At 64.1% G+C, this 26116-nt stretch carries 19 protein-coding genes, 3 tRNA genes and 3 pseudogenes; 12 read left to right on the plus strand and 13 right to left on the minus strand.

Features of this window, described 5'->3' with window-relative positions:
- Positions 1-49: 49 nt before the first annotated feature.
- From ACVWYI_RS23285 to ACVWYI_RS23295, 3 genes and pseudogenes are all read right to left on the minus strand, one after another.
- Positions 50-679 (minus strand): annotated as a pseudogene (locus tag ACVWYI_RS23285) (PepSY domain-containing protein); the annotation flags it as partial.
- Positions 597-2846, minus strand: coding sequence for a TonB-dependent siderophore receptor (locus ACVWYI_RS23290; RefSeq protein ID WP_456664563.1), 2250 nt, complete (start codon positions 2844-2846; stop codon positions 597-599). The gene ACVWYI_RS23290 and the pseudogene ACVWYI_RS23285, both read right to left, overlap by 83 nt.
- 196 nt (positions 2847-3042) lie before the next feature.
- A complete protein-coding gene (locus ACVWYI_RS23295) occupies positions 3043-3558 on the minus strand; it encodes a MarR family winged helix-turn-helix transcriptional regulator (protein ID WP_456663316.1) in 516 nt (171 codons plus the stop codon).
- 180 nt (positions 3559-3738) lie between these two features.
- Here ACVWYI_RS23295 and ACVWYI_RS23300 point away from each other — a divergent pair.
- The 3 genes and pseudogenes from ACVWYI_RS23300 (at position 3739) to ACVWYI_RS23310 (ending at position 6632) form a co-directional block, all read left to right on the plus strand.
- A pseudogene (locus ACVWYI_RS23300) lies at positions 3739-4930 on the plus strand (Rieske 2Fe-2S domain-containing protein).
- A 61-nt stretch (positions 4931-4991) separates the two neighbouring features.
- Positions 4992-6284 carry a spinster family MFS transporter gene (locus tag ACVWYI_RS23305; RefSeq protein ID WP_456663317.1) on the plus strand — a complete coding sequence of 431 codons (1293 nt, stop codon included), beginning with the start codon at positions 4992-4994 and terminating at the stop codon, positions 6282-6284.
- A gap of 144 nt (positions 6285-6428) precedes the next feature.
- Entirely contained in the window at positions 6429-6632 is a 204-nt protein-coding gene (locus ACVWYI_RS23310; protein WP_247349336.1) for a hypothetical protein, read from the plus strand.
- 258 nt (positions 6633-6890) lie between these two features.
- Here the strand turns inward: ACVWYI_RS23310 and ACVWYI_RS23315 are convergent.
- Positions 6891-6967: transfer RNA gene (locus tag ACVWYI_RS23315), tRNA-Asp, on the minus strand.
- Positions 6968-7218: 251 nt separating this feature from the next.
- Here ACVWYI_RS23315 and ACVWYI_RS23320 point away from each other — a divergent pair.
- Together ACVWYI_RS23320 and pepT are read left to right on the plus strand one after the other, a co-directional pair.
- Entirely contained in the window at positions 7219-7533 is a 315-nt protein-coding gene (locus ACVWYI_RS23320) for an HU family DNA-binding protein (protein WP_247349339.1), read from the plus strand.
- A 102-nt stretch (positions 7534-7635) separates the two neighbouring features.
- Positions 7636-8886: a peptidase T gene (gene pepT / locus ACVWYI_RS23325; protein WP_247349343.1), complete on the plus strand. Its 1251-nt coding sequence runs from the start codon at positions 7636-7638 to the stop codon at positions 8884-8886.
- Between the two features lie 57 nt (positions 8887-8943).
- Here pepT and ACVWYI_RS23330 read toward each other — a convergent pair whose 3' ends face one another.
- Positions 8944-9831, minus strand: coding sequence for a hypothetical protein (locus ACVWYI_RS23330; RefSeq protein ID WP_247349346.1), 888 nt, complete (start codon positions 9829-9831; stop codon positions 8944-8946).
- 348 nt (positions 9832-10179) lie between these two features.
- Here ACVWYI_RS23330 and ACVWYI_RS23335 point away from each other — a divergent pair, with 348 nt between their 5' ends.
- The 6 genes from ACVWYI_RS23335 (at position 10180) to ACVWYI_RS23360 (ending at position 17388) form a co-directional block, all read left to right on the plus strand.
- The gene (locus ACVWYI_RS23335) at positions 10180-10413 is read left to right on the plus strand and encodes a hypothetical protein (RefSeq protein WP_247349348.1); all 234 of its coding nucleotides are present in this window, start codon (positions 10180-10182) and stop codon (positions 10411-10413) included.
- Between the two features lie 120 nt (positions 10414-10533).
- A complete protein-coding gene (locus ACVWYI_RS23340) occupies positions 10534-10896 on the plus strand; it encodes a hypothetical protein (protein ID WP_247349350.1) in 363 nt (120 codons plus the stop codon).
- Between the two features lie 55 nt (positions 10897-10951).
- Entirely contained in the window at positions 10952-12226 is a 1275-nt protein-coding gene (ihpA, locus tag ACVWYI_RS23345; protein WP_247349351.1) for a divalent metal ion exporter subunit IhpA, read from the plus strand.
- Positions 12223-13200, plus strand: coding sequence for a divalent metal ion exporter adaptor subunit IhpB (ihpB, locus tag ACVWYI_RS23350; RefSeq protein WP_247349352.1), 978 nt, complete (start codon positions 12223-12225; stop codon positions 13198-13200). The genes ihpA and ihpB overlap by 4 nt, the downstream gene beginning before the upstream one ends.
- The gene (locus ACVWYI_RS23355) at positions 13193-16411 is read left to right on the plus strand and encodes an efflux RND transporter permease subunit (protein WP_456663318.1); all 3219 of its coding nucleotides are present in this window, start codon (positions 13193-13195) and stop codon (positions 16409-16411) included. Before ihpB ends, ACVWYI_RS23355 begins: the two co-directional genes overlap by 8 nt.
- A 2-nt stretch (positions 16412-16413) precedes the next feature.
- The gene (locus tag ACVWYI_RS23360) at positions 16414-17388 is read left to right on the plus strand and encodes a cation diffusion facilitator family transporter (protein WP_456663319.1); all 975 of its coding nucleotides are present in this window, start codon (positions 16414-16416) and stop codon (positions 17386-17388) included.
- Between the two features lie 107 nt (positions 17389-17495).
- Here ACVWYI_RS23360 and ACVWYI_RS23365 read toward each other — a convergent pair whose 3' ends face one another.
- The 5 genes and pseudogenes from ACVWYI_RS23365 to clpX form a co-directional block, all read right to left on the minus strand.
- The gene (locus ACVWYI_RS23365; RefSeq protein ID WP_456663320.1) at positions 17496-18356 is read right to left on the minus strand and encodes a methyltransferase domain-containing protein; all 861 of its coding nucleotides are present in this window, start codon (positions 18354-18356) and stop codon (positions 17496-17498) included.
- Positions 18357-18423: 67 nt separating this feature from the next.
- A tRNA-Val gene (locus ACVWYI_RS23370) sits at positions 18424-18499 on the minus strand.
- 63 nt (positions 18500-18562) lie between these two features.
- Positions 18563-18967, minus strand: coding sequence for a GFA family protein (locus tag ACVWYI_RS23375; RefSeq protein ID WP_456664564.1), 405 nt, complete (start codon positions 18965-18967; stop codon positions 18563-18565).
- Between the two features lie 72 nt (positions 18968-19039).
- Positions 19040-21464: pseudogene (gene lon / locus ACVWYI_RS23380) on the minus strand (endopeptidase La).
- A gap of 325 nt (positions 21465-21789) precedes the next feature.
- Positions 21790-23061 (minus strand): ATP-dependent Clp protease ATP-binding subunit ClpX, encoded by a 1272-nt coding sequence (gene clpX / locus ACVWYI_RS23385; RefSeq protein WP_045003136.1) that lies wholly within the window; start codon positions 23059-23061, stop codon positions 21790-21792.
- 177 nt (positions 23062-23238) lie between these two features.
- Here clpX and ACVWYI_RS23390 point away from each other — a divergent pair, with 177 nt between their 5' ends.
- Complete coding sequence (locus ACVWYI_RS23390) at positions 23239-23451, plus strand: hypothetical protein (protein ID WP_456663321.1); 213 nt, start codon at positions 23239-23241, stop codon at positions 23449-23451.
- Between the two features lie 53 nt (positions 23452-23504).
- On the opposite strand, the gene ACVWYI_RS23395 is transcribed toward ACVWYI_RS23390, so the two are convergent.
- The 3 genes from ACVWYI_RS23395 to ACVWYI_RS23405 form a co-directional block, all read right to left on the minus strand.
- Positions 23505-24137, minus strand: a complete 633-nt coding sequence (locus tag ACVWYI_RS23395) for an ATP-dependent Clp protease proteolytic subunit (protein ID WP_247349357.1) — start codon at positions 24135-24137, stop codon at positions 23505-23507.
- Positions 24138-24442: 305 nt separating this feature from the next.
- On the minus strand, positions 24443-25804 hold the full coding sequence (tig, locus tag ACVWYI_RS23400) for a trigger factor (protein WP_456649671.1): 1362 nt from the start codon (positions 25802-25804) through the stop codon (positions 24443-24445).
- 173 nt (positions 25805-25977) lie between these two features.
- Positions 25978-26062, minus strand: a tRNA-Leu gene (locus ACVWYI_RS23405).
- Positions 26063-26116 lie beyond the last annotated feature (54 nt).

Below are 26116 nucleotides of genomic sequence, written 5' to 3' on the forward strand. Positions count from 1 at the left end.
AATTGTGCCAGTCGAGCCAGCGCACGCGGGTTGAGGCGCGGTCGCGAATAGTGGCAAAGCGCAGACGGCGAGTGAACGGCCAGTACAGCACCACGCCGGAGATGATGGCGATTGCGAACAGCAGACCCATCCCGCCCAGAAACAGCTTTCCGGGCTGGCCCGCGAACATGTCGGTGTGCAGCTTCAGAACGATCAGCATCGGCCCGACGCCGACCGGGCCGAGCAGCTTGGTCGAGACCGCATCGAAGGCGCGCACGGTGGTATTATCGGGCAGCCCGTCGACGGCACTGTTGGTGAAAGCCGTGACGATCCCGGGCTCGTCCTTGTCCCAGGAGATGTATTGCAGCACGCGGCCGGGATCGGCGGCGAGCGCGGCGTCGGCGACCGCCTGGGTCGTCGCACGCGCCGCGCTCGCATGAGCTTCGGGCTGGGGGGCATAGCCCAGGAGCTCATCGATCTCGTGATGGAAGATCAGCGGCAGGCCGGTCAGGCAGAGCAGCAGCAGAAAGACGGTCGAGATCAGGCTGGTCCAGGTGTGGACCACGGACCAGAGCCTGACCGTGCGCGCCTTCACGAAGCCCTCCCCTCGCCTGCGCCTACCATTTGTAGGAAACGCTGGCGGTGACGCGCCGGCGGTCGCCGTAGAAGCACGACGTCGCCGAGGCACAGCTCGCGACATAGATCTTGTCGGTCAGATTGATCACGTTGATAGCCGTGCGCCAGTTCTGCCATTCGTAATGGACCGCGAGATCGCCGAGCACAACCGCGGGAACCTCGAGGGTGTTGGCGGCGTCGGCCCAGGAAGACCCGACATAGCGCGCACCGCCACCGAAGCCGAAGCCCTCAAGCGGGCCGTCCTTGAAGGTGTAGTCCGCCCAGCCCGATACCAGCAACTCAGGCGTGTTGGTCGGCGTCTTGCCGACCAGCGACGGGTCGAGATCCCTGCTGTTGAACAGGTGATAGGCCGTGAACGCGCCGATCAGCTTCAGCTCCTTCGTGGCATTGGCCACGGCTTCGAGCTCGATGCCGCGCGAGGTCACCTCTCCGGTCTGGTTTTGCAGCAGCACATTCAACGGATCGGTGGTAGCCACGTTCTGGCGCTTCAGGTCGAACACCGAAGCGGTGAAATAGCCGTCGAATCCCTTCGGCGCGACCTTGACGCCGATCTCGGCCTGCTTGGCCGTCTCCGGCAGGAACAGCTGGTTCTGTGCGTTGAGGCCGATGATCGGATTGTAGCTCGTCGAATAGGAGACGTAGGGCGCGATGCCGTTGTCGAAATTGTAGATCAGCCCGGCGCGCCCGCTGAACTTGCTGTCATCGCGTTGGGCGATATTTGCGCCCGTGTCGCGGGCGGCCTGCGTCGTCTCGACCCAGTCATTGCGGCCGCTCAGCACCAGCGTGAAGTTGCCGAGCTTCATCTGGTCCTGAACGTAGGTGCCGGCCTGCTTCTGCGTGATCAGGAAGTTGCGGAACGGCGCGCCCGCGAGCGGGATGTCGATACCATAGGCCGGATTGAAGACGTTGATCGGAGGAACCGTGCCGAAGTTGAAGGCCTGATAGTCATCGATCTGATAGCCCTTCAGATCGACACCGAACAGCATCGTGTGCCTGACCGGGCCGCTGTTGAAGCGATACTCGAGCTGGTTGTCGAGATTGGCCTGATTGGCGGTGTTCTTTGCATACCAATTGTAGCGGCCCATCGTAGCCGTATTGATATTGTCCCAGCCATTACCGATGTAGCCGCGATAGGTGAGGTCGATATGTGCAAATCGCGCGTTCTGCCGGAACGTCAAATCGTCGGTAAGATTGCGCTCGAACTGGTAGCCGAGCATCTCCTGCTCGCGCGTGAACTTGTCGACGCTGGGATCGCCCACGAAGAAGCTGGTCGGAATCTTGCCGAACGGCGCGTTGGTCACCGTGCCCTGGTAGGGCAGGAAGTTGATGCCGCGGGTGTCCTGCTTCGAGGCCGAGGCCAGCACCGTGAAGGTGGTGTCGGCATCCGGCTTCCAGGTGAACGACGGCGCGATGAAGTAGTTGTTGTCGGGCGTGAAGTTGACCTGCGTATTGCCGTTCTGGACCTGGCCGACGACGCGGTAGAACAGTTTGCCATCCTGGGACTGCGTCGCGACAGGACCGCCGACATCGAAGCCGACATAGGCATTGCCGAAATTGTTGACGCCGGTCTCGATGTAACGCACCGGCTCGGTCGGCGGCATCTTGCTGATGACGTTGACGATGCCGCTCGGGCTCGATCCGCCATAGAGCACGGCCGACGGACCACGCAGCACCTCGACGCGCTCCATGTTCGGCGGCTGCAGCTTCCAGCTCGCATAGGACGTGTAGAACAGCTGCATGCCATCGAGGAACAGGCCGACGTCATCGGATTTGAAGCCGCGGATCAGCCACCAATCGTTGCGGGTATCCGCACCGAAGGTTCCGGCGCGCACGCCGGCGGTGTAGCGCAGCACTTCGTCGAGCTTGTTCGGCTTCTGGTCGCGGATCTGCTCGGCGCCGATCACCGAGACCGACTGCGGCGTCTCCATGATCGGCGTGTTGGTCTTGGTGCCCGACGAGCTGCGACCGGCGACGTAGCCGTGCACCGGGCCGAGCGGGGTCTCGACGAAACCGATATTGCGCTGCGGCTGCGGCTTGCTTCGGTCAGCAGTCTGCTGGGATGATCGCGGCGCGCGACGCTGGGCGGCGGCAGCACGGCGGCGCCCTTCCGGCGCGGCGACGGTCACCGACGGAATGTTTTGCGCGCCGCTCTGCGCAGAAGATTGTGCAAGCGATGCCTGCGGCACCAAAACCCAAGCGGATGCGGTCGCCAATACGGCCGACCGCAGCATTCCAAGACTGTTCACGCGCCACCCCAAACGTATCTGCATGCGTCATGCCGTCAGCCACGTGACGGCACTGCGGTGACGCTTAAGTGAGCGCGCGCGAAATCCCTAATTGAAAAGTTCTTAGAACGATTCTTAGAAAAAAAGGATTCTTAGCAAATTTCTTAGAAGCGATCCAATATCTCCGGAGATTGCCGCGCAATCAGCGCGGAACTTTCTCGGCTTCGAGCAGCTTCTCTGCCGTCGCCGTGAGACGGTCGATCTGCGCCAACAGCGTCTCGAACTCGTCCTTGCTCAATTGCTCCAGCAATTGCCGATTTCGGTCCTGCGCGCCTTCGACGATCGCATCATGCGCGGCGAGCCCTGCCGGTGTGAGCGAGACCAGCACCTCGCGGCTGTCCTTCGGGTTCGCTGACTTCGCGATCAGCTTGCGCGAGACGAGTTCCGCGAGTGCGCGACTGATCTGCCCCTTGTCCTGCCCGACGGCTTCGGCGAGCCGCGCCACGCTCATCGGCGGGCGGCGGCCGAGCGAGGCGACGAGGCCGAACTCGACGGAGGACAATCCGGCGAGGCGCTTGTAGCGCAGGATCGCACCGCGCTTGAGCAGATTGGCCAGCACCATCAGCCGTGACGACAGCATCGCGGTGATCGGCGCGGGCGAGTGACTTTCGTCCGCATCGGACGATGTGCGCCCGTCCCTGCCTGGTGTCTGGCTCATGATCCACCTCTGCCAAGAAAGCCGCGGCGTGCCAAGGGTTGGTAGCGCTAGCTCCCCAGCCTGATCCGAATGCGACTAAGAGGCATTTGGAAATTCGTTGACATTGTCATCGATCAGCCCTTCATTGGTGTTTAAGGCCTCAAAAGCCGGGCCAGCACGGCCGACAGCGGGAGGATCAGCATGACCATCACCCAGCGGGATCGCGATTTCGGCACCGCCTATGCGATGAAGCCGGCGCTCACACGTACCGAGCTCACCTCGGTCGTGCGCGGCACGCCGATGGGCGAACTGCTCCGCCGCTACTGGCATCCGGTCGGACTTGTCAGTGATGCCACCGACACGCCGAAGAAGGTGCGTGCCCTCGGCGAAGATCTGGTGCTGTTCCGCGACAAGCACGGCCGCGTCGGCCTGCTGCACGCGCGCTGCTGCCATCGCGGCACCACGCTCTACTACGGCAAGGTCGAGGAGGACGGCATCCGCTGCTGCTATCACGGCTGGAAGTTCGACGCCGAAGGTCACTGCCTGGAGCAGCCCTGCGAGCCGGACGGCGGCCAGTACAAGGACAATGTGCGCCAGCCCTGGTATCCGGTCGAGGAGCGCTACGGGCTGATCTTCGCCTATATGGGCCCTGCCGAGAAACGCCCGGTGCTGCCGGCTTACGAATGCCTGGAGACCATGGATGACGGCGAGTTCGTCGAAGCCGACGATTCCTCGATCGGCGGCGGTGGTCCGGCGATCATCCCCTGCAACTGGCTCCAGCATTTCGAGAACGTGGCCGATCCCTACCACGTGCCGGTGCTGCACGGCTCGTTCTCGGGTCCGCAATTCACCAACATGATGGCGTCGATGCCGGAGGTGAAATTCGACAAGACGCCGCGCGGCATCGCCGTGCGCTCGATCCGCAAGCAGGATGACGGCAAGGTTTTTTACGCGCGTCACCGAGGCCGCCCTGCCCACCTTGCGCGTCGTACCGAACCCGCGCGTCGCGCAATTTGCCCGCGTCGAGTCGATCGGCTGGACGCTGCCGATCGACGACACCTCGTTCCGCATCTACGTCGCCGGCCGCGTCAAGAACTCCGGCGACATCGGCCGCATGCGCTCGAAATTCAACGGAAAGTTCTGGTGGGACATGACCGAGACCGAGCACCAGCAATTCCCCGGCGATTACGAGGCCCAGGTCGGCCAGGGCCCGCAGACCATCCATTCCGAGGAGCATTTCGGCCAGAGCGACCGCGGCATCCTCATGATCCGGCGCATGCTGAGCGACCAGCTCGAAGCGATGGAAGCAGGCCGCGATCCGATCGGAACATCCTTCGACGCAAGCGCGCATCCCGTCGAATTCGAAGCGGGGAATTACATCCGCGAAGGCTGACTATCCGGCTCCAAATAGGAGCTGGACCGACAACGATAACAAAGACTAATTGGGGGAAGCGATGGTCGATGTGACGTCACAAATGTCGGTGCAAACGGCCGCCACGGCAAAGCCTTCGGCGCGGCGCTATTACGTGCTGGGCCTGCTCACCATCATCTATGCGCTGAACTTCCTCGACCGCACGATCTTCAACGTCCTGATCGAGCCGATCAAGAAGGAGTTTCAGCTCAGCGACACCATGATGGGCCTGCTCGCGGGCTTCGGCTTCGCGCTGTTCTACTCCCTGCTCGGCATTCCCATCGCGCGCGTCGCCGACCGGCTCAACCGGCGCAACATCGTCGCCGCCGCCTTCGCGTTCTGGAGCGCGATGACGGCACTGTGCGGCGCGGCTTCGAGCGTCACCTCGCTGGCGCTGGCGAGGATCGGCGTCGGCATCGGCGAATCCGCGGGCTCGCCCGCCTCGCAATCCATCGTCGCTGATCTCTTCGCCAAGAACGAGCGTCCGCGCGCGCTCGGCATCTACGCGGTCGGCACCTATCTCGGCGTCTTCCTCGGCTATTTCGTCGGCGGCTACGTCAACCAGCACTATGGCTGGCGGACGGCGTTCTACGTCGCGGGCGTGCCCGGCATTCTGCTCGCATTGATCCTGTGGCTGACGATCTCCGAGCCGAAGCGCGGCGCCATGCAGGAGAGCTTCGTGCCCGAGCCGCTCGGCCCGACGCTGCGCTTCCTCGCATCCCAGCGAAGCTTCATCATCGTGCTGATCGGTTTCTGTCTCACCACTTACACGAACTACGCGACCGCGGCGTGGATCCCGCCGTTCCTGGCCCGCGTGCACCATCTGTCGAGCGCCGAGATCGGCACCTATGCCGGCACCTTCAAGGGGCTCGCCGGCATGGCCGGCACCCTGCTCGGCGGCTTCGTGGTGGCCAACATCAGCCGCCGCGACGATCGCTGGAAGCTGTGGGCGCCCGCGATCACCTCTGGCCTCGCCGGCCCCGTGTTCGCGGTATGCATGCTGACGCAGGACTTTGCGATGATGGTGGCCATGCTGGCGCTGACCTCGTTCCTGGTCGGCTTCCATCTCGGGCCGATCTTCGCGATCGCACAGACGGTGGCCAAGCCGAGCATGCGGGCGCTGGCCTCCGCCCTCATCGCACTCACCGCCACCTGCTTCGGCCAGGGCGTCGGCCCGCTCGCCGTGGGCATGGTCAACGACGCCCTCAAAGGCAGCTATGGCGCGGACGCCGTGCGCTATTCCCTGCTTTCGGCTGCGGTCACGACGCTGGGGGCGCTCCTGTTCGTCTGGGCGGCCCGCACCATCCGGAACGATATCGGCCGGGCCGCAGCCTGAGGCAGGCCCTGGAACACCTTCGCCCGGTGAAACCCGCCGGGCGGCCAGATGAAACCATTTTGCGGAACCCGCGAAACAATCCGGAAACAGACGGTCCTTACAAGTGGAGCCATAGACGGCGGCAAAGCCCGTCGGGAGGCTCAGATGAACCACTCCATTCACTCTGCTGATCGTGCGACCCACCTGAAGATCGTGGTTGTGGCGCTGGTGGCCGGCATCACTGTGGCCGGCTTCGGGATCGCAGCCCGCACCAATGCCGATCACAGCCAGACCGCCCAGTCGACCCACGTGATCAAGGCCGGCAAACCGGTCGTGGTGACGAGCGCCGGGACGTCAGATATCCGCTGACGCGAGGCTCGCGGGCAGACCAGTGGCCGCCTCCGGGCGGCCTTTTTGATTCAGGCGACGGGTGAGGACGCCGACATGGATCGGGGCAGTAGCTGCCGCATCTATGCGTGAATTTCTCGCCTGAAACAGGGGGCCGCGCGAGCGCGGGAGTTTTACGCCGGTCGAAGGCCAAAAAGCACGCAGGAGTCGCGTCGCGAGCGCCCGGGATCGAAGCAAGAAGAGGATTCGGAGGTAAGGGTATGAAAGGATTGCCAAAAATGGCGCGAGAGACGGGGCTCGAACCCGCGACCTCCGGCGTGACAGGCCGGCGCTCTAACCAACTGAGCTACTCCCGCGTGACACGCAAATGTCTGCGGAACGAGGGGGGACTTAAAGGCCGGACCTGTTGAAGTCAAGGACGTTGCATCCGCAGCCTGAACGAGCGGATTTCCGTCGAGGGTGCGCACGAACGTGACCCTCGGCCGCGAGGGCTGACGTAGTCAGTCCGGTCCCGAATCGTCTACGCCTCCGGGAACTTGCGGGTTCAGGGGCCGTCTTCCCGACCACCGGCAGGAATCGAGGAGGCCAGACATCGAGGAGGCCAGACATGGCTAAGAAGGACTCGGCGAAGAAGGCTGCCGCTCCCGCCACCATCACGCTCAAGCGCCTCGCCGCCGACATCGCGGAGAGCCAGGACCTGTCGAAAAAGCACGCCGAGGCGGTCCTGACCGACATGGTCGACCTGATCACCAAGCACCTCAAGAAGGGCGACCGCGTCCGCATCGTCGGGCTCGGCATCCTCCAGGTCCGCAAGCGCGCCGCCCGCACCGGCCGCAATCCCGCGACTGGCGAGCCGATCCATATCAAGGCCAGCAAGAAGGTCGCCTTCCGCCCGGTCAAGGAACTGAAAGAGGCGATCTAACCACTCACATTTCGTTAAGCCTGAGCAGCGTCGTCCCGCCGCAACGCGGCCCACTTTTCTGGTATACCGCCTCTCTCCCCTGACCCGGCGGTTTGACCAGAAATGTCCTCCCTCACCTTTTCGCATACCGTGACCGAGCGCTTCCTGCGCTACGTCCTCATCGACACCCAATCCGATCCGGAATCCCCGGCCTCCCCGTCGACCGAGAAGCAGAAAGACCTCGGCCGTGTGCTCGCCGCCGAGCTTAGAGACATGGGCGTTGCCGATGCCCATCTCGACGATTACGGCTACGTCTACGGAACGATCCCGGCGAACACCGACAAGAAGGTGCCCGTGATCTGCTTCTGCTCGCACATGGACACCTCGCCCGACGTTACCGGCAAGGACGTCAAGCCGCAGGTGGTCAACAACTATCGCGGCGGCGATATCACTCTATCCGGCGACACCAGCCAGGTGATCCGCTTCGCCGAGCATCCAGCGCTGAAGAACCAGATCGGCAACGACATCATCACCACCGACGGCACCACGCTGCTCGGGGCCGACAACAAGGCCGGCGTCGCCGAGATCATGGATGCCGCGCATTTCTTCATCAACAATCCGCAAGTGAAGCACGGCACCATCAAGATCCTGTTCACGCCCGACGAGGAGATCGGCCGCGGCGTCGACAATGTCGACCTGACGAAGCTCGGCGCCGAGTTCGGCTACACCATGGACGGCGAGAGCGCGGGCTGCGTCGAGGACGAGACCTTTTCCGCCGACGGCGCCGTCATCACCATTAACGGCGTCAGCGCCCATCCCGGCTATGCCAAGGGCAAGATGGAGCACGCGATCAAGATCGCGGCGGCCATCGTCGAGCGGCTCCCGAAGGAAGGCTGCTCGCCCGAGACGACCTCAGGCAAGCAGGGCTTTCTGCATCCGATCGGCATCGAGGGCGCACTGGAGCAGGCAACGCTCTCCTTCATCGTGCGCGACTTCACCGAGGAAGGGCTCAAGGAGAAGGAAGTCCTGCTCGAGAACATCGTCAAGGACGTGATGAAGGACTATCCGCGCTCGACCTACAGGTTCGAGGTGCGAGAGCAGTACCGCAACATGAAGCAGGTGATCGATCGTCATCCCCACATCCTCGAATACGCCATCGAAGCGATCCGCCGCGCCGGCCTGCGCCCGATGCGCACCGCGATCCGCGGCGGTACCGACGGCTCCCGGCTCTCCTTCATGGGCCTTCCCTGCCCCAACATCTTTGCCGGCGAGCACGCGTTTCACTCGCGCCTCGAATGGGTCAGCCGGCAGGACATGGAGAAAGCCGTGCAGACCATCGTGCATCTCGCGATGATCTGGGAGGAGAAAGCGTAGATACGCGCAGACGCCGTGGCCGGGCTTGCTCCCGGCCACAAGCGCAGGCCGCAGCCTTTACGGCACCGGCTTCGCGCGAGAAGTGCGATGGAAGCGGTTGGAACTTACGATCCAGTTCGGCAGCGGCTCTCCATCGCGATGCCGTCCGCCGGCAACAGCAGCAGCCCAGGCTACCACGGCCCCGATCAGAGTTGCGGCTGCAACCGAGAATGCGAGGATGATCGAGCTGTGTCGCGTACGGTTGATCGCCGTCCGGGAGTCCGCAATCGCGGCGTCGACCCGACGCTCGGAGTCCGGCCCGGTCAGTCCCGTCAACGCTGTAACCTGCTGCACAAGATAGGTTCGATCGTCGCCGCTGACGCCGCTGTGGCTCGACGACGTCATCAGGATACGTCCGGCTTCAGCGCGCGTTTCCCCGAGATCGGTGGGAGGTCGACGCGCACGGAATAGCTTGTCCAGTTCATAACCTAAAAGCGGCTCGGCTGCGGTCGCGTTGCCTGACGACGAACGTGCCGGAGAGCGGTCAATTGTGCCCGCACCGAGAAAGGCGAGGAAAACGCCGCCGATCAGTACGGCAAGCGCCCATGACATCAGGCCATGGAGCCCGTCCCACCGCTCGCCATCGTCATCGATGGCCGAAACTGCGGCCGCCTGACGCGTGGTGCGGCCCGCGATATAGCCGCCGAAGCCGAAACTGGCGATCGCCTGCAAAATCAAATACAACCCCGAAAGAAGCGCCAGAGCCGCTGATGCGTCGCGCCATGTCGGCGACGTCGAGCTGATGCCGAGCCCGATAGCGACGCCAAAGCTCACCAGGATGAAGGACAACGCGGCGGCGGCGAATGCGCCTGCGACGATAGAACTCCATTGGATGCTCCAGCGGTCTTCGGCGACTCGCGGACGACCTTCGGTGACTTCTTCCTGCACGAGAGCTTCGATGGTCATATCAGCTCTCTCAACGCAGGCCGAATAACGACAAGACAGCCATGATCACCACGATCAAGCCGACGAGATAAATCAGTCCGTTCATGGTGCGTCCTCCTCGATTTTCCCCTGCTCGCTAATGAGGAGGAAGACGGAACGTTCCTAGTTTTTGCAGCCGACAGGAACGAACTCACCGGAGTCGGGTTGGGTGTGAGCCCAAGGATGAAGTTGCGAGCACGAGGCCCAGCCGGTCAACACCGGAGCCGGGGGCCTTTGTTTTGAGCTGGGCTCCCTGTCCTATGTTAGCGACGCCGGCGCTGGGATCATCGAAGATGCGACCGGGGCGGGACTCCGGATCGGGAGAGCCGCGTGGATCGCAGAACCGCGTGCCTTCATCAGGCAGATGCATTCCGGGAAAAGGCGATCGCCGATCCCGAGCACCACGACCAGTGGATCGATGAAGCCATCAAATGGCTGGAACGGGCAATGGAAGCCAGCTGTCGCGCCGTCGTCACGGTCGAAGCCGGCGACACCGGCGACATTCCGGAGCTGGCACGCGGAGCGCCAGCCGATGCTCAACTGAGCCTGATCACCCGTCAATGAGAAGCGCTGGCGTCTCCGCCACTGCTGCGGCAATTGCGCCAGGGACGTAACAATGTTGCGGGTCGACACTATTCCCGCGCCCATGCTAGGCCGGACGCAGACCGCAATCAGAGTGACTTCGTGCTCGCGAACCGCCAGCCCTCAGGATCTTGCCGCCCGCGCAACTGGCGCGGGCTGATGTCTGTGCTGATCGCGGTTGTCTATCTGCTCGCGGGAACGCTGCACGGCCTGCACGACATCGACGTCACCACGCCCGGCGGCGGCTCGGAGATTGCTGCGGTCATTGATGGCTCCTCAGATCACAGCGACCACAAGGCCATCGGCGGGCATCATTGCCATGGCTGCTTCTCGGTGATGGTCGCGCAGCCGGCGCCGCCGGCCGCATCGACCGCGCTCGTGTCTGCATCGCGCCCGCAACGCGTATCCCGGCTCGCCGGCATTGTCCCCGATACCGACTCCCCGCCTCCCAAACATATTGCCTGAACGGATTGGTCGGGCGCCGCGCGCCCATTAGGTTCATCCTTCACAGGTCGATTTCATGTTTTGCAGGGGAATGGCCGCGCGCCTGGCGTGCGCGGCAGCGTGTCTGATTGGCGGATTGGCGCTTGCGCCGTCCCACGCCCAGACACTGACGATGCGAAGCGCGCTCTCGCGCGCGCTGGCCACGAGCCCGCGGCTGACCGCGGCGGAGCGCGACGTCGGAATCGCCACGGGCCAGCGCATCCAGGCAGGTGCGCTTCTCAATCCGGAACTGTCCTACGAACAGGACAATTCGTTCGGGTCCGGCATCTATCGCGGCACGCGATCGGCCGAGACCACGCTGCAGATCAGCCAGGCCTTCGAGCTGTTCGGCAAGCGCGACGCGCGGATCGCCGCGGGCGTCGCCGGCATCGAGGTTGCCGCGATCCAGGGCAAGGCCGTCAGGCTGGAGGTGCTCTCGGAGACGGCGATCGCCTTCCTCAGCGTGCTCGGCGCACAGCGGCGTATCCAGATCCTCGACGAGCAGATCGCCGCCATCGACCGGCTGACGCCGCTTTTGCGCCGCCGCGTCGAGGCCGGCGCCTCCTCGCCGGCCGAGACCGGCCGTGCCGAGGTAGCTTCCGCCCTGGTGAAGGCCGACCGCGAACGCTTCAAGGCGACGCTGGCGAGCGCCCGGCGCGAGCTTGCGGTCTTGATGGGCGACGCGGCAGCGAAATTCGGCGAGGTCTCCGGCCGGCTCGACACCATGGGACGGCCGCCGACCTTCCAGTCGGTCGTCGCCGCCATCGATGCCAATCCGCAGCTGGTGCGCTGGACCGCGATCTATGCCCAGCGCAACGCCGAGCTGTTGTTGGCGCGGCTCAGGCCCTATCCCGACGTGCGGATCGCTGCCGGCTGGCGACATTTCAACGAGACCACTGACGACGCGGCGCGCCTCACCGTCTCGGTGCCGATTCCCGTGTTCGACCAGAACCAGGGCAATATCCTCTCGGCACAGGAAAGCCTTGCCAAGACCAAGGCCGAGCGCGAGGCCAACCGCAACACGCTGATCGTGGTCGCCGGCCGCGCCTACGACTCGCTTCAGGGCTCGCTGCGCGAGCTTTCGGTGCTGCGCGAGAGCGCCATTCCCAAGGCCACCGAAGCCTCGGACGCAATCGCGCAAGGCTACGGCCAGGGCCGCTTCACCCTGCTCGAAGTGCTCGACGCCCAGGCGAGCGTCACCCAGGCGCGGCTGCGCGAGCAGGAGGCGCTCCAGAACTTCCATGCGGGGGTGGCGACCATCGAAGGCCTCGTCGGCAATCCCTTCACGCTGGCGCGGGAGAGCGCACGATGAAGACGTCCTCCATCGTCCTTGTCGCCGTCGTTGCCGCCGCACTCGGCGCTTACGGCTATTCCCTGCTCGCCCCAACCAGGGTCGAGCATGCCGAACACAGCGCGGACAAAAAGCCGGAGAAGCCGAACGACCATGTCGAGCAGGACGAGCACGGCGCCGACCGGATCCGGATCTCCGACGTCAAGCTTGCCGCCGCCGGCGTGACGCTGGCGGAAGCTGCGAGCGTCACGCTAACCGACACGCTCGCCTTCAACGGCGTCCTGCGCGCCAACCAGGAAGCCGTGGTGCAGGTGACGCCGCGCTTTCCCGGCGTTGCCAAATCGATCCAGAAGCGCATCGGCGACAAGGTCGGCAAGGACGATCTGCTCGCCGCGATCGAGAGCAACCAGAGCCTCACCGTCTACGAGCTCAAGGCGCCGATTGCCGGCACTATCATCGAGCGGCAGATCTCGCTCGGCGAATACGCCTCCGAACAGAAACCGGCCTTCGTCGTCGCCGACCTCTCCAGCATCTGGGTCGATCTGTCGATCTATCGGCAGGACCTGCGGCGCGTTCGCCTCAACGACGAGGTGCTGATCGATCCCGACGACGGCCGCGGCGAGATCAAGGGCACGATCTCCTACATGGCGCCGATCGGCAGCAGCGAGACCCAGACCGCGCTGGCGCGCGTGGTGCTGCCAAATCCGGACGGGCGCTTGCGTCCCGGCCTGTTCGTCACGGCACGGCTGATCCTCGCCGCGCGCAACGTCGCGGTCGCCGTGCGCCGAAGCGCGATCCAGACGCTGGAGAACCGGACCATCGTGTTCGTCCGCGAGGACGGCGACAAGATCGAGGCCCGCCCCGTGGAGCTGGGCGATTCCGATCCCCGCCATGTCGAGATCAAGGCCGGCCTTTCAGCCGGCGAGCATTACGTCGCGGAAAACAGCTTCGTCGTGAAGGCGGAAATGGGCAAGGGCGAGGCCGAGCATGATTGAGCGTCTCATCGCCGTCTCGCTGCAGCAGCGCTGGCTGGTCCTGCTGCTCGCGCTCGGCGCCGTTGCCTTCGGGACCTGGAATTTCCAGCGCCTCCCGATCGACGCCGTACCCGACATCACCAACATCCAGGTCCAGATCAACACCCGCGCGCCCGGCTATTCGCCGCTGGAAACCGAGCAACGCATCACCTTCCCCGTCGAGACCGCGATGGGTGGCCTGCCGAAACTCGACTACACCCGCTCGCTGTCGCGCTACGGCCTGAGCCAGGTGACGGTCGTCTTCAAGGACGGCACCGACATCTATTTCGCCCGCCAGCTTGTCGGCGAACGCATCCAGCAGGTGAAAGACCAGCTTCCGGCCGGCGTCGAGGTCGCGATGGGCCCGGTCTCGACCGGACTCGGCGAAATCTTCATGTACACCGTCGAGGCCAAGGCGGGCGCGAAGACGCAGGGCGGTCACGACTACTCGCTGACCGATTTGCGCACCGTGCAGGACTGGATCATCAAGCCGCAGCTTCGCAATGTACCTGGCGTGATCGAGGTCAATACCATCGGCGGCTTCGAGCGCCAATTCCACGTGCTGCCCGACCCCGGCAAGCTGATGGCCTACCGGCTCGGCTTTCGCGACGTCATGACGGCGCTCGCCGCCAACAATGCCAATGTCGGCGCCGGCTATATCGAGCGCAACGGCGAGCAATATCTGGTTCGCTCGCCGGGCCAGGTCGGCAATGTCAGCGAGATCCGGGACATCGTCATCGGCTCGCGCGGCGGCAATCCCGTCAGGATCAGGGATATCGCCACCGTCACCGAAGGCCGCGATCTGCGCACGGGAGCCGCGACGCGCGATGGCGAGGAAACCGTGCTCGGCACCGCCATGCTGCTGATCGGCGAGAACAGCCGCACGGTGGCGCGCCGTGTCGCGGCCCGGCTCGAAGACATCGCCAAATCGCTGCCCGACGGCGTCGTGACGCGGACCGTCTACGACCGCACCCATCTGGTCGAGGCCACCATCCGCACGGTCGAGAACAACCTGCTGGAGGGCGCGGCCCTGGTTGTGGCCGTGCTGTTCCTGATCCTTGGCAATATCCGCGCCGCGCTGGTGGTGGCCTGCGTCATTCCGCTGTCCATGGCCATGACGATCACCGGCATGGTCGAGACCAAGGTCAGTGCAAATTTGATGAGCCTGGGCGCGATCGATTTCGGCGTCATCGTCGACGGTGCCGTGATCATCGTCGATAACTGCCTGCGTATGCTGGCCGAGGCCCAGCGCGAGAAAGGCGGCCTGCTCACGATCTCCGAACGGCTGCGCGCGATCCGGCGCGGATCGAGCGAGGTCATCAAGCCGAGCCTGTTCGGAACGCTGATCATCGCGGTGGTCTATCTGCCGGTGCTGACGCTGACGGGCGTTGAAGGCAAGATGTTCACGCCGATGGCGCTGACAGTGCTGATGGCGCTGGGCGCCGCGGTGCTGTTCTCCGTCACCTTCGTGCCGGCGGCGGTTGCCATCTTCGTCACCGGCAAGGTGTCCGAACAGGAAAACCTGTTCATGCGGGTGGCGAAGCGCGCCTACCGGCCCCTGCTCCGGCTTGCGATCGACAATCGCCTCAGCGTCGCAATCATGGCCGCCATCATCGTGGCCGCAAGCGGCATTGCCGCCGCGCGCATGGGCGGCGAGTTCATCCCGAGCCTGGACGAAGGCGACGTCGCGCTGGCCTCGATCCGGATTCCCGGCACCAGCCTGACCCAGTCGCTGGACCTGCAAAAGGCGCTGGAAAAGCGCATCAAGCAGATTCCGGAGGTGAAGGAGTTCTTCACCCGCATCGGCACCGCGGAGATTGCGACCGACCCGATGTCGCCGGCACAGACCGACGGCTACATCATGCTGAAGCCGCGCGTCGAATGGCCTAACCCGGACAAGCCCAAGTCGGACGTGATCGAGGCTATCGACCGTGCCGCCGACGACATCCCCGGCAGCGCCTATGAAATCTCCCAGCCGATCCAGTTCCGTGTCAACGAGCTGATCTCCGGCGTGCGCAGCGACGTCGGCGTCAAGATCTTCGGCGATGACCTCGACATCCTCCAAGGCGCGGCAAAACAGGTGGAGGCCGCGATCCACGGCATCCGCGGCGCCAGCGACGTCAAGATCGAACAGGTCTCGGGCCTGCCGATCCTCACCGTCCGCCTCGACCGCCAGGCGCTCGCCCGATACGGGCTCAGCATCAGCGAGGTGCAGGGCATCGTCGAGATCGCGGTGGGCGGCAAGTCGGCCGGCAAGCTGTTCGAGGGCGACCGCCGCTTCGACATCGTCGTGCGCCTGCCGGAGCATCTGCGCGGCAATCTCGAGGCGATCCGGGCAATTCCCATCCCGCTGCCGCCGGGTGAGGAAGCGGCGTCCAGCGCGCCGATCCGGACGGCCTTGCCCGCCTCGCCCCTTGCCCAGATGCGCTATGTGCCGCTGTCGTCGGTCGCTACCGTCGATGCGACGCCCGGCCCCAACCAGATCAGCCGCGAGAACGGCAAGCGGCGCATCGTCGTCACCGCCAATGTCCGCGCGCGCGATCTCGGCTCCTTCGTCACCGAGGCCGAGGCGGCCGTCGCGGAAAAGGTCAAGCTGCCGCCGGGCTACTGGATCGGCTGGGGCGGACAATTCGAGCAGCTTGTCTCCGCCACCAAGCGGTTGACGCTCGTGGTGCCGGTGGCGCTGCTGCTGGTATTCTTGCTGCTGTTTATGGGCATGGGATCGGCGGCGGATGCGGCTCTCGTGTTCTCCGGCGTGCCGCTGGCGCTGACCGGCGGCGTCGTGGCGCTGCTGCTGCGCGGCATCCCCTTATCCATCAGCGCCGGCGTCGGCTTCATCGCGCTGTCGGGAGTGGCCGTGCTCAACGGCCTCGTCATCATCGCCTTCATCGAGCGGCTGCGCAGCGTGGGCTACCCCGTCGCCGACGCGGTGCGCGAGGGCGCGCTGACACGCCTGCGTCCGGTGCTGATGACGGCGCTGGTGGCGTCCCTCGGCTTCGTGCCGATGGCCCTTGCCACTGGGGCCGGGGCCGAGGTGCAGCGGCCGCTCGCGACCGTGGTGATCGGCGGCATCATCTCCTCGACCGTGCTGACGCTGCTGGTGCTGCCGGCGCTCTACGTGCTGTTCCGCCGTGACGCAGGCACCGAAACGCCTACAATAGCGCCTGATTTGGCAGCGTCCGGGGAGCGCTAGAATTGGGCAACCACGACCACCACGGTCATCATCACCATGACCATGCCGGCCACAGCCACGATCATGGTCACGATCACGGTCCTGGCCACGCGCATGTCCATGCGCCCGCCAATTTCGGCAAGGCGTTCGCGATCGGCATTTCGCTCAACACCGCGCTGGTCGTGGCCGAGGCGATCTATGGCTATATCGGCAACTCCACCGCCCTCCTCGCCGATGCCGGCCATAACCTTTCCGACGTGCTCGGCCTGGTCGTGGCCTGGTGCGCGTCGATCGCGGCGAGGCGCGCGCCGAGCGGCCGCTTCACTTATGGACTGCGCGCCTCCACCATCCTGGCGGCACTGGCGAACGCCGTGTTCCTGCTGGTTGCAACCGGTGCGATCGGCTGGGAAGCGTTCCTGCGCCTGCGCGAACCGGAGCCCGTCGCGGGCGTCACCGTGATGGTGGTCGCCGGCATCGGCATCCTCGTCAACGGTTTTACAGCCATGCTGTTCGCGCGCGGCCGCAAGGACGACATCAACATCGAGGGCGCTTATCTGCACATGGCGGCGGACGCCGCGGTCTCGCTCGGCGTCGTCATCTCGGCGGCGCTGATCATCTGGACCGGCTGGCTCTGGCTCGATCCCGTCACCAGCCTCGTCATCTGCGTCACCATTCTCTGGAGCACGACCAGCCTGCTCCGCGGCTCCATCGACATGTCGATGGCGGCAGCCCCAAAAGGCACCGACCTCGCCGCGGTCAGGGCGTTCCTGCTGGCACGTCCCGGCGTGTCCGGGATCCACGATCTCCACGTCTGGCCGATCTCGACCACGGAGACGGCGCTGACCTGCCATCTCGTCATGCCCACCGGCGCCGGCGACGCATTTCTGATGGAGACCGCGCAGATGCTGAAGACCTCCTTCCGCATCGGCCACACCACCCTTCAAGTGGAAGCGCGTCCCGACAATGGCTGCGCGCTGGCGCCGGATGATGTGGTGTGATCGTCATTGCGAGCGCAGCGAAGCAATCCAGCCTGCCTCTGCGGGCACATTTCTGGATTGCTTCGTCGCAAGTGCTCCTCGCAATGACGGCGCGGAGAGAGTTGCGCCTACGCCGCCTTCGCCGTCACGATCCAGATTGCGCCCTGGAGCGCCACGCTCGGCCCATTCAGAAACGGCGCCAGCATCTCGCGGATCGAGACTTTTGCGGCGGCATACGTCTCCGGCGGGTGGCCCTGCAGTGCGCGGCTGGCCGGGCCGATCTGGAGCGAGCCCTCGACCGCGGCATCGAGCCCGCCACCGATTGCGACATCCATCGCGAGATTGTGCGGCTCCATCGCGACATCGACGAAGCCGGCGCCGCCAAGGATGCGTTTCACGCGCTCTTCCGCGGCGAAGGCGAAAGGCCCGGGCTCCTCGGGCCCGACCGGCGGCATCTTGGGGACGTGTTTGTAGACCGCCATCAGCGGCGCCATCATCCAGGGATTTTCCTTCGGCTCACGCCAGCAGGCAAAGGCGAGCCGCCCGGACGGCTTCAGCGCACGACGAAGGTTGGTGAAAGATGCGATCGGGTCAGCGAAGAACATCACGCCGAACCGCGAGGCCAGCAGATCAAAGCTCGCCGGCTCGAATGGATGGACCGTCGCATCGGCCAGCGCGAACTCGAGCGGGAGGCCTTTCGGCGCCAGCGCGCGCGCCTGCGACAGCATCGGATCGGAGACGTCGAGCCCGAGCGCAAATCCGTTCGGCGCGACAGCCTTCGCGAACGCGCACGTCGTTGCGCCGGAGCCGCAGCCGACATCGAGGACGCGCTCACCCGGCTTCGGCCTGGCCCGGTCGATCAGCACGTCGGCAATGGGTCCGAGCAGGCTCTCCTGCGCCCCGTGGCGATCGGCCCAGCGTTGCCCGCTCGGGCCGTTCCAATAGGCGATCTGGTCTGCGTTCTCTTCGTGTCCGCTTGGCTGCTGCATCGGGCCTCCCATATGACGGCTCGCTGGGCTGGCCCGCAATGCCGGCGCTCGCTTCGCGAGCGCTGGCTGGTGGGCAGTGACGGGCTCGAACCGCCGACATCCTGCGTGTAAAGCAGGCGCTCTACCAACTGAGCTAACCGCCCCTCGCCGCTTCTTTATCCCCACCGGCCCCGAACGGGCAAGCGCGGAACTCCACTTCCTGGGCCTCAATCGCCCGGCCGGCCAGGCAGCAGTGGTACCGCGTCGATCCACACTGCCGCCGACTGGCACCAGATCTGCCTGACGGGCCGCAATTTGTCGCGCTGGCGCATGCTGCCCCAGCGGATGCCCCAATCGTCGGCCTGGTCACCCTCGCCGCTGGTGAACAGCGGGGAACCGCAATCGGCGCAAAAGTGCTGGAAGCGCATCCGGCCATTGTCGCCGCGCTTGCCGTAGATTTTTGGCGAACCGCCGGTCAGGCGGACATCGACGCCGGAACATACGGCCGTCACCCGGAACGGCGAGCCCGTCAACGTCTGGCAATCGGTGCAGTGGCAGACCGACACCGTCTCGGGGTCGATCTCGGCTTCAAAGGTGATCTGCCCGCAATGGCATTGCCCGTCGATGTGCATTGGCTTCATCCGCTGCCCCAAACAAAAACGGCGCCCGAAGGCGCCGTTTTATCATCTTTCCGAGCTGCGATCTCAGTGAGCGGTCAGGCCGCCGGCGGCTTCGTCGCCGTCCGGCTTCACCGTCACCTTGGTGTCTTCTTCCCAGACGATCGGCACCGGTTTCTTCACCAGCGCCTTGGCGACGACGTCGTCGAGGCGCGAGACCGGGATGATCTCCATGCCGCCCTTGATCGCATCGGAAATCTCCGTGAGATCCTTGGCGTTGTCCTCGGGGATCAGCACCGTCTTGATGCCGCCGCGCGCAGCGGCCAGCAGCTTCTCCTTGAGGCCGCCGATCGGCAGCACGCGGCCGCGCAGCGTGATCTCGCCGGTCATCGCGACATCATGGCGGACCGGAATGCCGGTCATGACCGAGATGATCGCGGTGGCCATCGCCACGCCAGCCGACGGACCGTCCTTCGGCGTCGCGCCTTCCGGCACGTGCACGTGGATGTCGCGCCGGTCGAACAGCGGCGGCTCGATGCCGTAGACGATCGCGCGCGAGCGGACGTAGGAGGCCGCCGCCGAGATCGATTCCTTCATGACGTCGCGCAGATTGCCGGTGACCGTCATCTTGCCCTTGCCGGGCATCATGACGCCTTCGATGGTCAGAAGCTCGCCGCCGACATCGGTCCAGGCAAGGCCGGTGACGATACCGACCTGCGGCTCGCTCTCGATCTCGCCGTAGCGGTACTTCGGCACGCCCAGAAGCTCTTCGAGAGTCTTCTCGGTGACCTTGACCGACTTCTTCTTCGAGATCATCAGCTCCTTCACCGCCTTGCGGGCGAGTGTGGAGAGCTCACGCTCCAGATTACGTACGCCCGCTTCGCGGGTGTAGCGGCGGATCAGCAGCAGCAGCGCGTCGTCGTCGATCGAGAACTCCTTGGAGTCCAGGCCGTGCTTGGACACCGCTGTCGGGATCAGATGCTTGCGCGCGATCTCGACCTTCTCGTTCTCGGTGTAGCCCGCGATCCGGATGATCTCCATGCGGTCCATCAGCGGTCCCGGAATATTGAGCGTATTCGCGGTCGTGATGAACATCACGTTGGACAGATCGTAGTCGACCTCGAGGTAGTGGTCGTTGAAGGTTGCGTTCTGCTCGGGGTCGAGTACCTCGAGCAGAGCCGAGGACGGATCGCCGCGGAAATCGGCGCCCATCTTGTCGATCTCGTCCAGCAGGAACAGCGGATTAGACGACTTCGCCTTGCGCATGGACTGGATGATCTTGCCGGGCATCGAGCCTATGTAGGTCCGGCGGTGACCACGGATCTCGGCCTCGTCGCGCACGCCGCCGAGCGAGACGCGCACGAACTCGCGTCCCGTCGCCTTCGCGATCGACTTGCCGAGCGAAGTCTTGCCGACGCCGGGAGGTCCGACGAGGCACAGGATCGGTCCGGTCAGCTTGTTGGCGCGCGTCTGCACCGCGAGATACTCGACGATGCGATCCTTGACCTTCTCGAGCCCGTAGTGGTCGGCATCCAGAACCGCCTGCGCGGCTTCCAGATCCTTCTTCACCTTGGACTTCTTGTTCCACGGGATCGACAGCAGCCAATCCAGATAGTTGCGCACGACGGTCGCTTCCGCGGACATCGGCGACATCTGGCGCAGCTTCTTCAGCTCATGCTGTGCCTTCTCGCGCGCTTCCTTGGAGAGCTTGGTCTTGGAGATCTTCTCTTCGAGATCGGCGAGCTCGTCGCGACCTTCGTCGTCGCCGAGTTCCTTCTGGATCGCCTTCATCTGCTCGTTGAGATAATACTCGCGCTGGGTCTTCTCCATCTGGCGCTTGACGCGCGAACGGATGCGCTTCTCGACCTGCAGCACCGAGATCTCGCTCTCCATCAAGCCCAGCACCTTCTCCAGGCGCTGCGTGACCGAAAGCGTCTCCAGGATGCCCTGGCGATCCGCGATCTTGACGGCGAGATGCGAGGCGACGGTATCGGCGAGCTTGGCGAAATCGGTGATCGCCTGCACGACGCCGACGACCCTCGGCCGAGATCTTCTTGTTGAGCTTCACGTAGCTCTCGAAGTCGGACACGACCGAGCGCGCCATGGCCTCCGCCTCGACCGACTTCGCATCGGTGTCGGCGAGCGCAATCGCGGTCGCTTCGTAATAGTCGGCGCGATCGGTGTATTTCTGCACGCGCGCACGCTCGAGCCCTTCGACCAGCACCTTCACGGTGCCGTCGGGAAGCTTCAAGAGCTGGAGCACGCTGGCAAGCGTCCCGGTCTCGTAAATGGAATCGGGGGCCGGATCATCGTCGGACGCGTTCTTCTGGGTCGCGAGCATGATCAGCGCGTCGTTCTTCATCACCTCTTCGAGCGCGCGGATCGACTTCTCGCGGCCGACGAAGAGCGGAACGATCATGTGCGGGAAGACGACGATGTCGCGCAGGGGCAGCACGGGATAGGCGTGCGTTTCGCCATGAACGATGGTTGGCCTGGGTTTTGGATTAGTCATGGCCTTTTCCTTTTGCTTTGCCCCCTTGCACGCAGCCCGCCATGCTCATGCGCAACCGCCACAAGGTGCCGAGGTGATCCGCAAAACCGGTCGGTCCTTTTCTCAAGTTGGACCGGCCTGCCGGATCGGAACTGAGGCGAATCTTGAAGAGAATTCTCGCTCGCCGCCGACATTAGGTGGCTATCGACCCGGGGGGTGTCAAGTCATTGAAAGACGCGCGCCATCAGGCGCTTACGCACGCAAATAAGCGACACAACACCGGCTGCGGAGGTACTTTCCGCAGCCCTCAATTGATGAGACGATTGGAGCGTTCCAGCGCCGCAAATCAGGCGCTGGCGTTCTCGACGGCGCGATCGGACCGATCGGCGTAGATGTAGAGCGGACGCGCCGTTCCTTCCACGACTTCGCGCGAAATCACGACTTCTTCCACACCTTCGAGGCCCGGCAGGTCGAACATGGTCTCGAGCAGGATCGCCTCGAGGATCGAACGCAGTCCGCGCGCACCGGTCTTGCGCTCGATCGCCCTGCGGGCCACCGCGCCAAGCGCCTCGTCGGCGAAGGTCAGCTCGATGTTCTCCATCTCGAACAGCCGCTGGTACTGTTTCACCAGCGCGTTCTTCGGCTCGACCAGAATCTTCTTGAGCGAAGCCTCGTCCAGATCCTCCAGCGTCGCCACGACAGGCAGACGGCCGACGAATTCCGGGATCAGCCCGTACTTCAGGAGATCCTCCGGCTCGACGTGACGGAAGATTTCGCCGGTACGGCGGTCTTCCGGCGCGAGCACCTGAGCGGCGAAGCCGATCGAGGTCGAACGTCCACGTGCCGAGATGATCTTTTCAAGGCCGGAGAACGCACCACCGCAGATGAACAGGATGTTGGTGGTGTCCACCTGCAGGAATTCCTGCTGCGGATGCTTGCGGCCGCCCTGCGGCGGGACCGAAGCCACCGTGCCTTCCATGATCTTGAGCAGCGCCTGCTGCACGCCCTCACCTGACACGTCGCGCGTGATCGAGGGATTGTCGGACTTGCGGCTGATCTTGTCGATTTCGTCGATGTAGACGATGCCGCGCTGTGCGCGCTCGACATTGTAATCGGCGGACTGGAGCAGCTTCAGGATGATGTTCTCGACGTCCTCGCCGACATAGCCGGCTTCGGTCAGCGTCGTCGCGTCCGCCATCGTAAACGGCACGTCCAGGATTCGGGCGAGCGTCTGCGCGAGCAGCGTCTTGCCCGAGCCGGTCGGACCGATCAGCAGGATGTTCGACTTCGCAAGCTCGACGTCGTTGTGCTTGGTCTGGTGGTTGAGGCGCTTGTAGTGATTGTGCACAGCGACCGACAGGACCTTCTTCGCATGGCTCTGGCCGATCACGTAATCGTCCAGGACCTTGCAGATTTCCTTCGGCGTCGGAATGCCGTCGCGCGACTTCACGAGCGAGGATTTGTTCTCCTCGCGGATGATGTCCATGCAGAGCTCAACGCACTCGTCGCAAATGAAGACCGTGGGACCCGCGATCAGTTTACGGACTTCGTGCTGGCTCTTGCCGCAGAACGAGCAATACAGCGTATTCTTGGAGTCGCTCGTGCCGACCTTACTCATTCATGTCTCCGTCCGCGGTTCGATCCCGTTCCGCTCGATCGCTCCATTCCGACACGATGATCGGCATGAAGCTTAAATAGAGCAAATTCCGTACCAAAAAAGACCCTACGCGTTACATCCCGTGCGAATCACGGTCTCAATTCTCCCGCGATCATAGCCGATCGTTCGTAGCCAACCATGCTGTCACCCGACTATCAAGAATTCGCTAATCGGGGGTCGCCGGCTACCCGTGACAATACCGTGATTTCCGGTCTTGGCACGGGCGAAGTGATCGAAATCACCCCGGCGTTGCTGGATTGCCACGAAAAACAAGCACGAAAGCGGAACTTTCTGCCTGTCGCAGGGCGCAAAACTGCGTTTTTGCGACGCGCACACGTGTCTTTAACGTGAACGCACCCTGATGGATGCACGGCATTCCCGGAGGGATCGCCGTGACCGTAGTGCTACGGAGTCTTCGCCGACGCCTCTTCGGCGCGTTTGTCGATGACCCTGTCGACCAGACCGAACTCCTTGGCATCGCTCGCGGTCAGGAACTTGTCGCGTTCCAACGCGTCCTCGATCGCCTTGTAGGTCTGGCCGGTGTGCTTCACGTAGATCTCGTTGAGCCGCTTCTTCAGGTTCAGGATTTCCTGGGCGTGCAGCATGATGTCGGTAGCCTGGCCCTGGAAGCCGCCGGAGGGCTGATGCACCATGATGCGCGCGTTCGGCAGCGAGAAGCGCATGTCCTTTTCGCCGGCAGCAAGCAACAGCGAGCCCATCGAGGCGGCCTGGCCCGTGCACAGCGTCGAGACCGGCGGGCGGATGAACTGCATGGTGTCGTAGATCGCGAGACCCGACGTCACCACGCCGCCCGGCGAGTTGATGTACATCGAGATTTCCTTCTTCGGATTTTCCGCCTCAAGGAACAGCAACTGCGCGACGATCAGCGTCGACATGCCGTCCTCGACCGGTCCGGTCAGGAAGATGATGCGCTCTTTCAGAAGGCGCGAGAAAATGTCGTAGGCGCGCTCGCCACGGTTGGTCTGCTCGACCACCATCGGCACGAGGTTCATGTAGGTTTCAACCGGATCGCGCATGAGTCACCTAGGGTTTTGAAGAGGCGGACATCGCCAGTCTTGGCTGCCAGTTTGGCTGGATGTGCCGGAAGGCCGATGGACGTCCCGTGATGCAGGAACTTGGTAGAAGAACTTGGTAGAAGCAGAAGGCGTACCGACAGATATAGCCCAATTCGCGCCTGACAAGTGCGGAGCGAATTAAGGCTTAATCCGTAAGGCACTTGAAGCTGATTCGTACAAAGAGGCCCAGCCGGCCACCTGGCTAGCTCGACCTCTTCGCTGATCATCCTTAATGGAAGGCTCTGTGGAGGGCCCTCCTGGAGCCTTCAGGCGGCGGTCTTTTCCGCCTCGTCGTCCTTGTAGAGGTCGTCGCGCGAGACCTTCTTCTCGGTCACCTTGGCGAGCTCGAGGATGAAGTCGACGACCTTGTCCTCATAGATCGGTGCACGAAGCTGGGCCAACGCTTGGGCGTTGCTGCGGTAATAGTCCCAGACTTCCTTCTCGCGGCCGGGCATCGAGCGCGCCCGCTCGATCACGGCGCGGCCGACCTCGTCGTCGGTCACGCTGATCTTGTTCTTCTCGCCGATCTCGGAGAGCACGAGGCCGAGCCGCACGCGGCGATCGGCGATCTTGCGGTACTCTTCCTTGGCGGCGTCTTCAGTGGTGTCCTCGTCGGCAAAGGTCTTGCCGGCGGAGTCCATCTCGGCTTTCACCGAGTTCCACATCAGATTGAACTCCTCGTCGACCAGCGAGGGCGGCGCCTCGAATCGATGCGCCTCGTCGAGGCGGTCGAGCAGCGCGCGCTTGACGCGCTGGCGCGTCGCGGTCGCGAACTCGGCGACCAGCCGCTCGCGCGCCGCTTCCTTCAGCTTGTCCAGCGATTCGAGGCCGAGCGTCTTGGCGAACTCGTCGTCGATCGCGAGATCCTGCGGCGCCTCGATCAGCGTCGCGGTGGTCTCGAACTCGGCCGGCTGACCGGCGAGCTTGTCGTTCATGTAGTTCTTGGGGAACGCCAGCTTCAGCGTGCGGGTCTCGTTGGCGGCGATGCCGGTGAGCTGCTCCTCGAAGCCGGGGATGAAGGTGTTGGAGCCGATCACGACCTGGATGCCCTCGCCGGCGCCGCCCTCGAAGGCTTCGCCGTTGATGGTGCCCTTGAAAGCGATGGTGACGCGATCACCCGATTCGGCCTTGGCGCCCTCGGCCTTCGCGGCATAGCCGCGATTCGAATCAGCGATGCGCTTGATCGCCTCGTCGACGTCGGCGTCGGTGACTTCGGCGACGGGCTTCTCGACCTCGAAGGACTTGAAGTCGGCGAGCGCAATCGACGGCACCACCTCGATCGCAACCGTGTAGGTCAGATCGGTCTTGCCGTTGAGCAGCTCCTCGACCTCGGCCTGCTCGGTCGGCATGGTGATCTTCGGCTCGGTCGCAAGGCGGAAGCCGCGCTCGGAGAACAGTTGCGTGTTGGTGTCGCGGATGGTCTGGTCAATGGTCTCGGCCATCACCGAGCGGCCATAGACCTTCTTGAGGTGCGTGACCGGCACCTTGCCGGGACGGAAGCCATTGATTTTGACCTTGTCCTTGAGGTCGACGAGCTTGGCACCAGCCTTGGCGTCGAGATCAGACGCGGGAACGCTGATCTTGAACTCGTGCTTCAAACCTTCCGAGAGGGTTTCTGTGACCTGCATGGCGTCCAATCTTCTTCTCGTTCGGTCTCGGCGCGCATGCGTCGGGACGCTATCATTAATCGATCCGGCGCGAGGCAAACGCCTCAACGCCGGTGGTTCATCGGACCGGCTTCAGGCGGACAAACATCCGCGCGGGAGCAGGTCGCGTAATCCGTGCAAACGCTGAAAGCGCTTGGTGCGGGCGGAGGGACTCGAACCCCCACAACTTTCGTCACTGGAACCTAAATCCAGCGCGTCTACCAGTTCCGCCACGCCCGCGTAAATTTGCATCAAGACCGGCCGCGATGCCGCGGGCGGCGGGCTTATAACATG

The organism is Bradyrhizobium sp. LB13.1 (assembly GCF_054056815.1).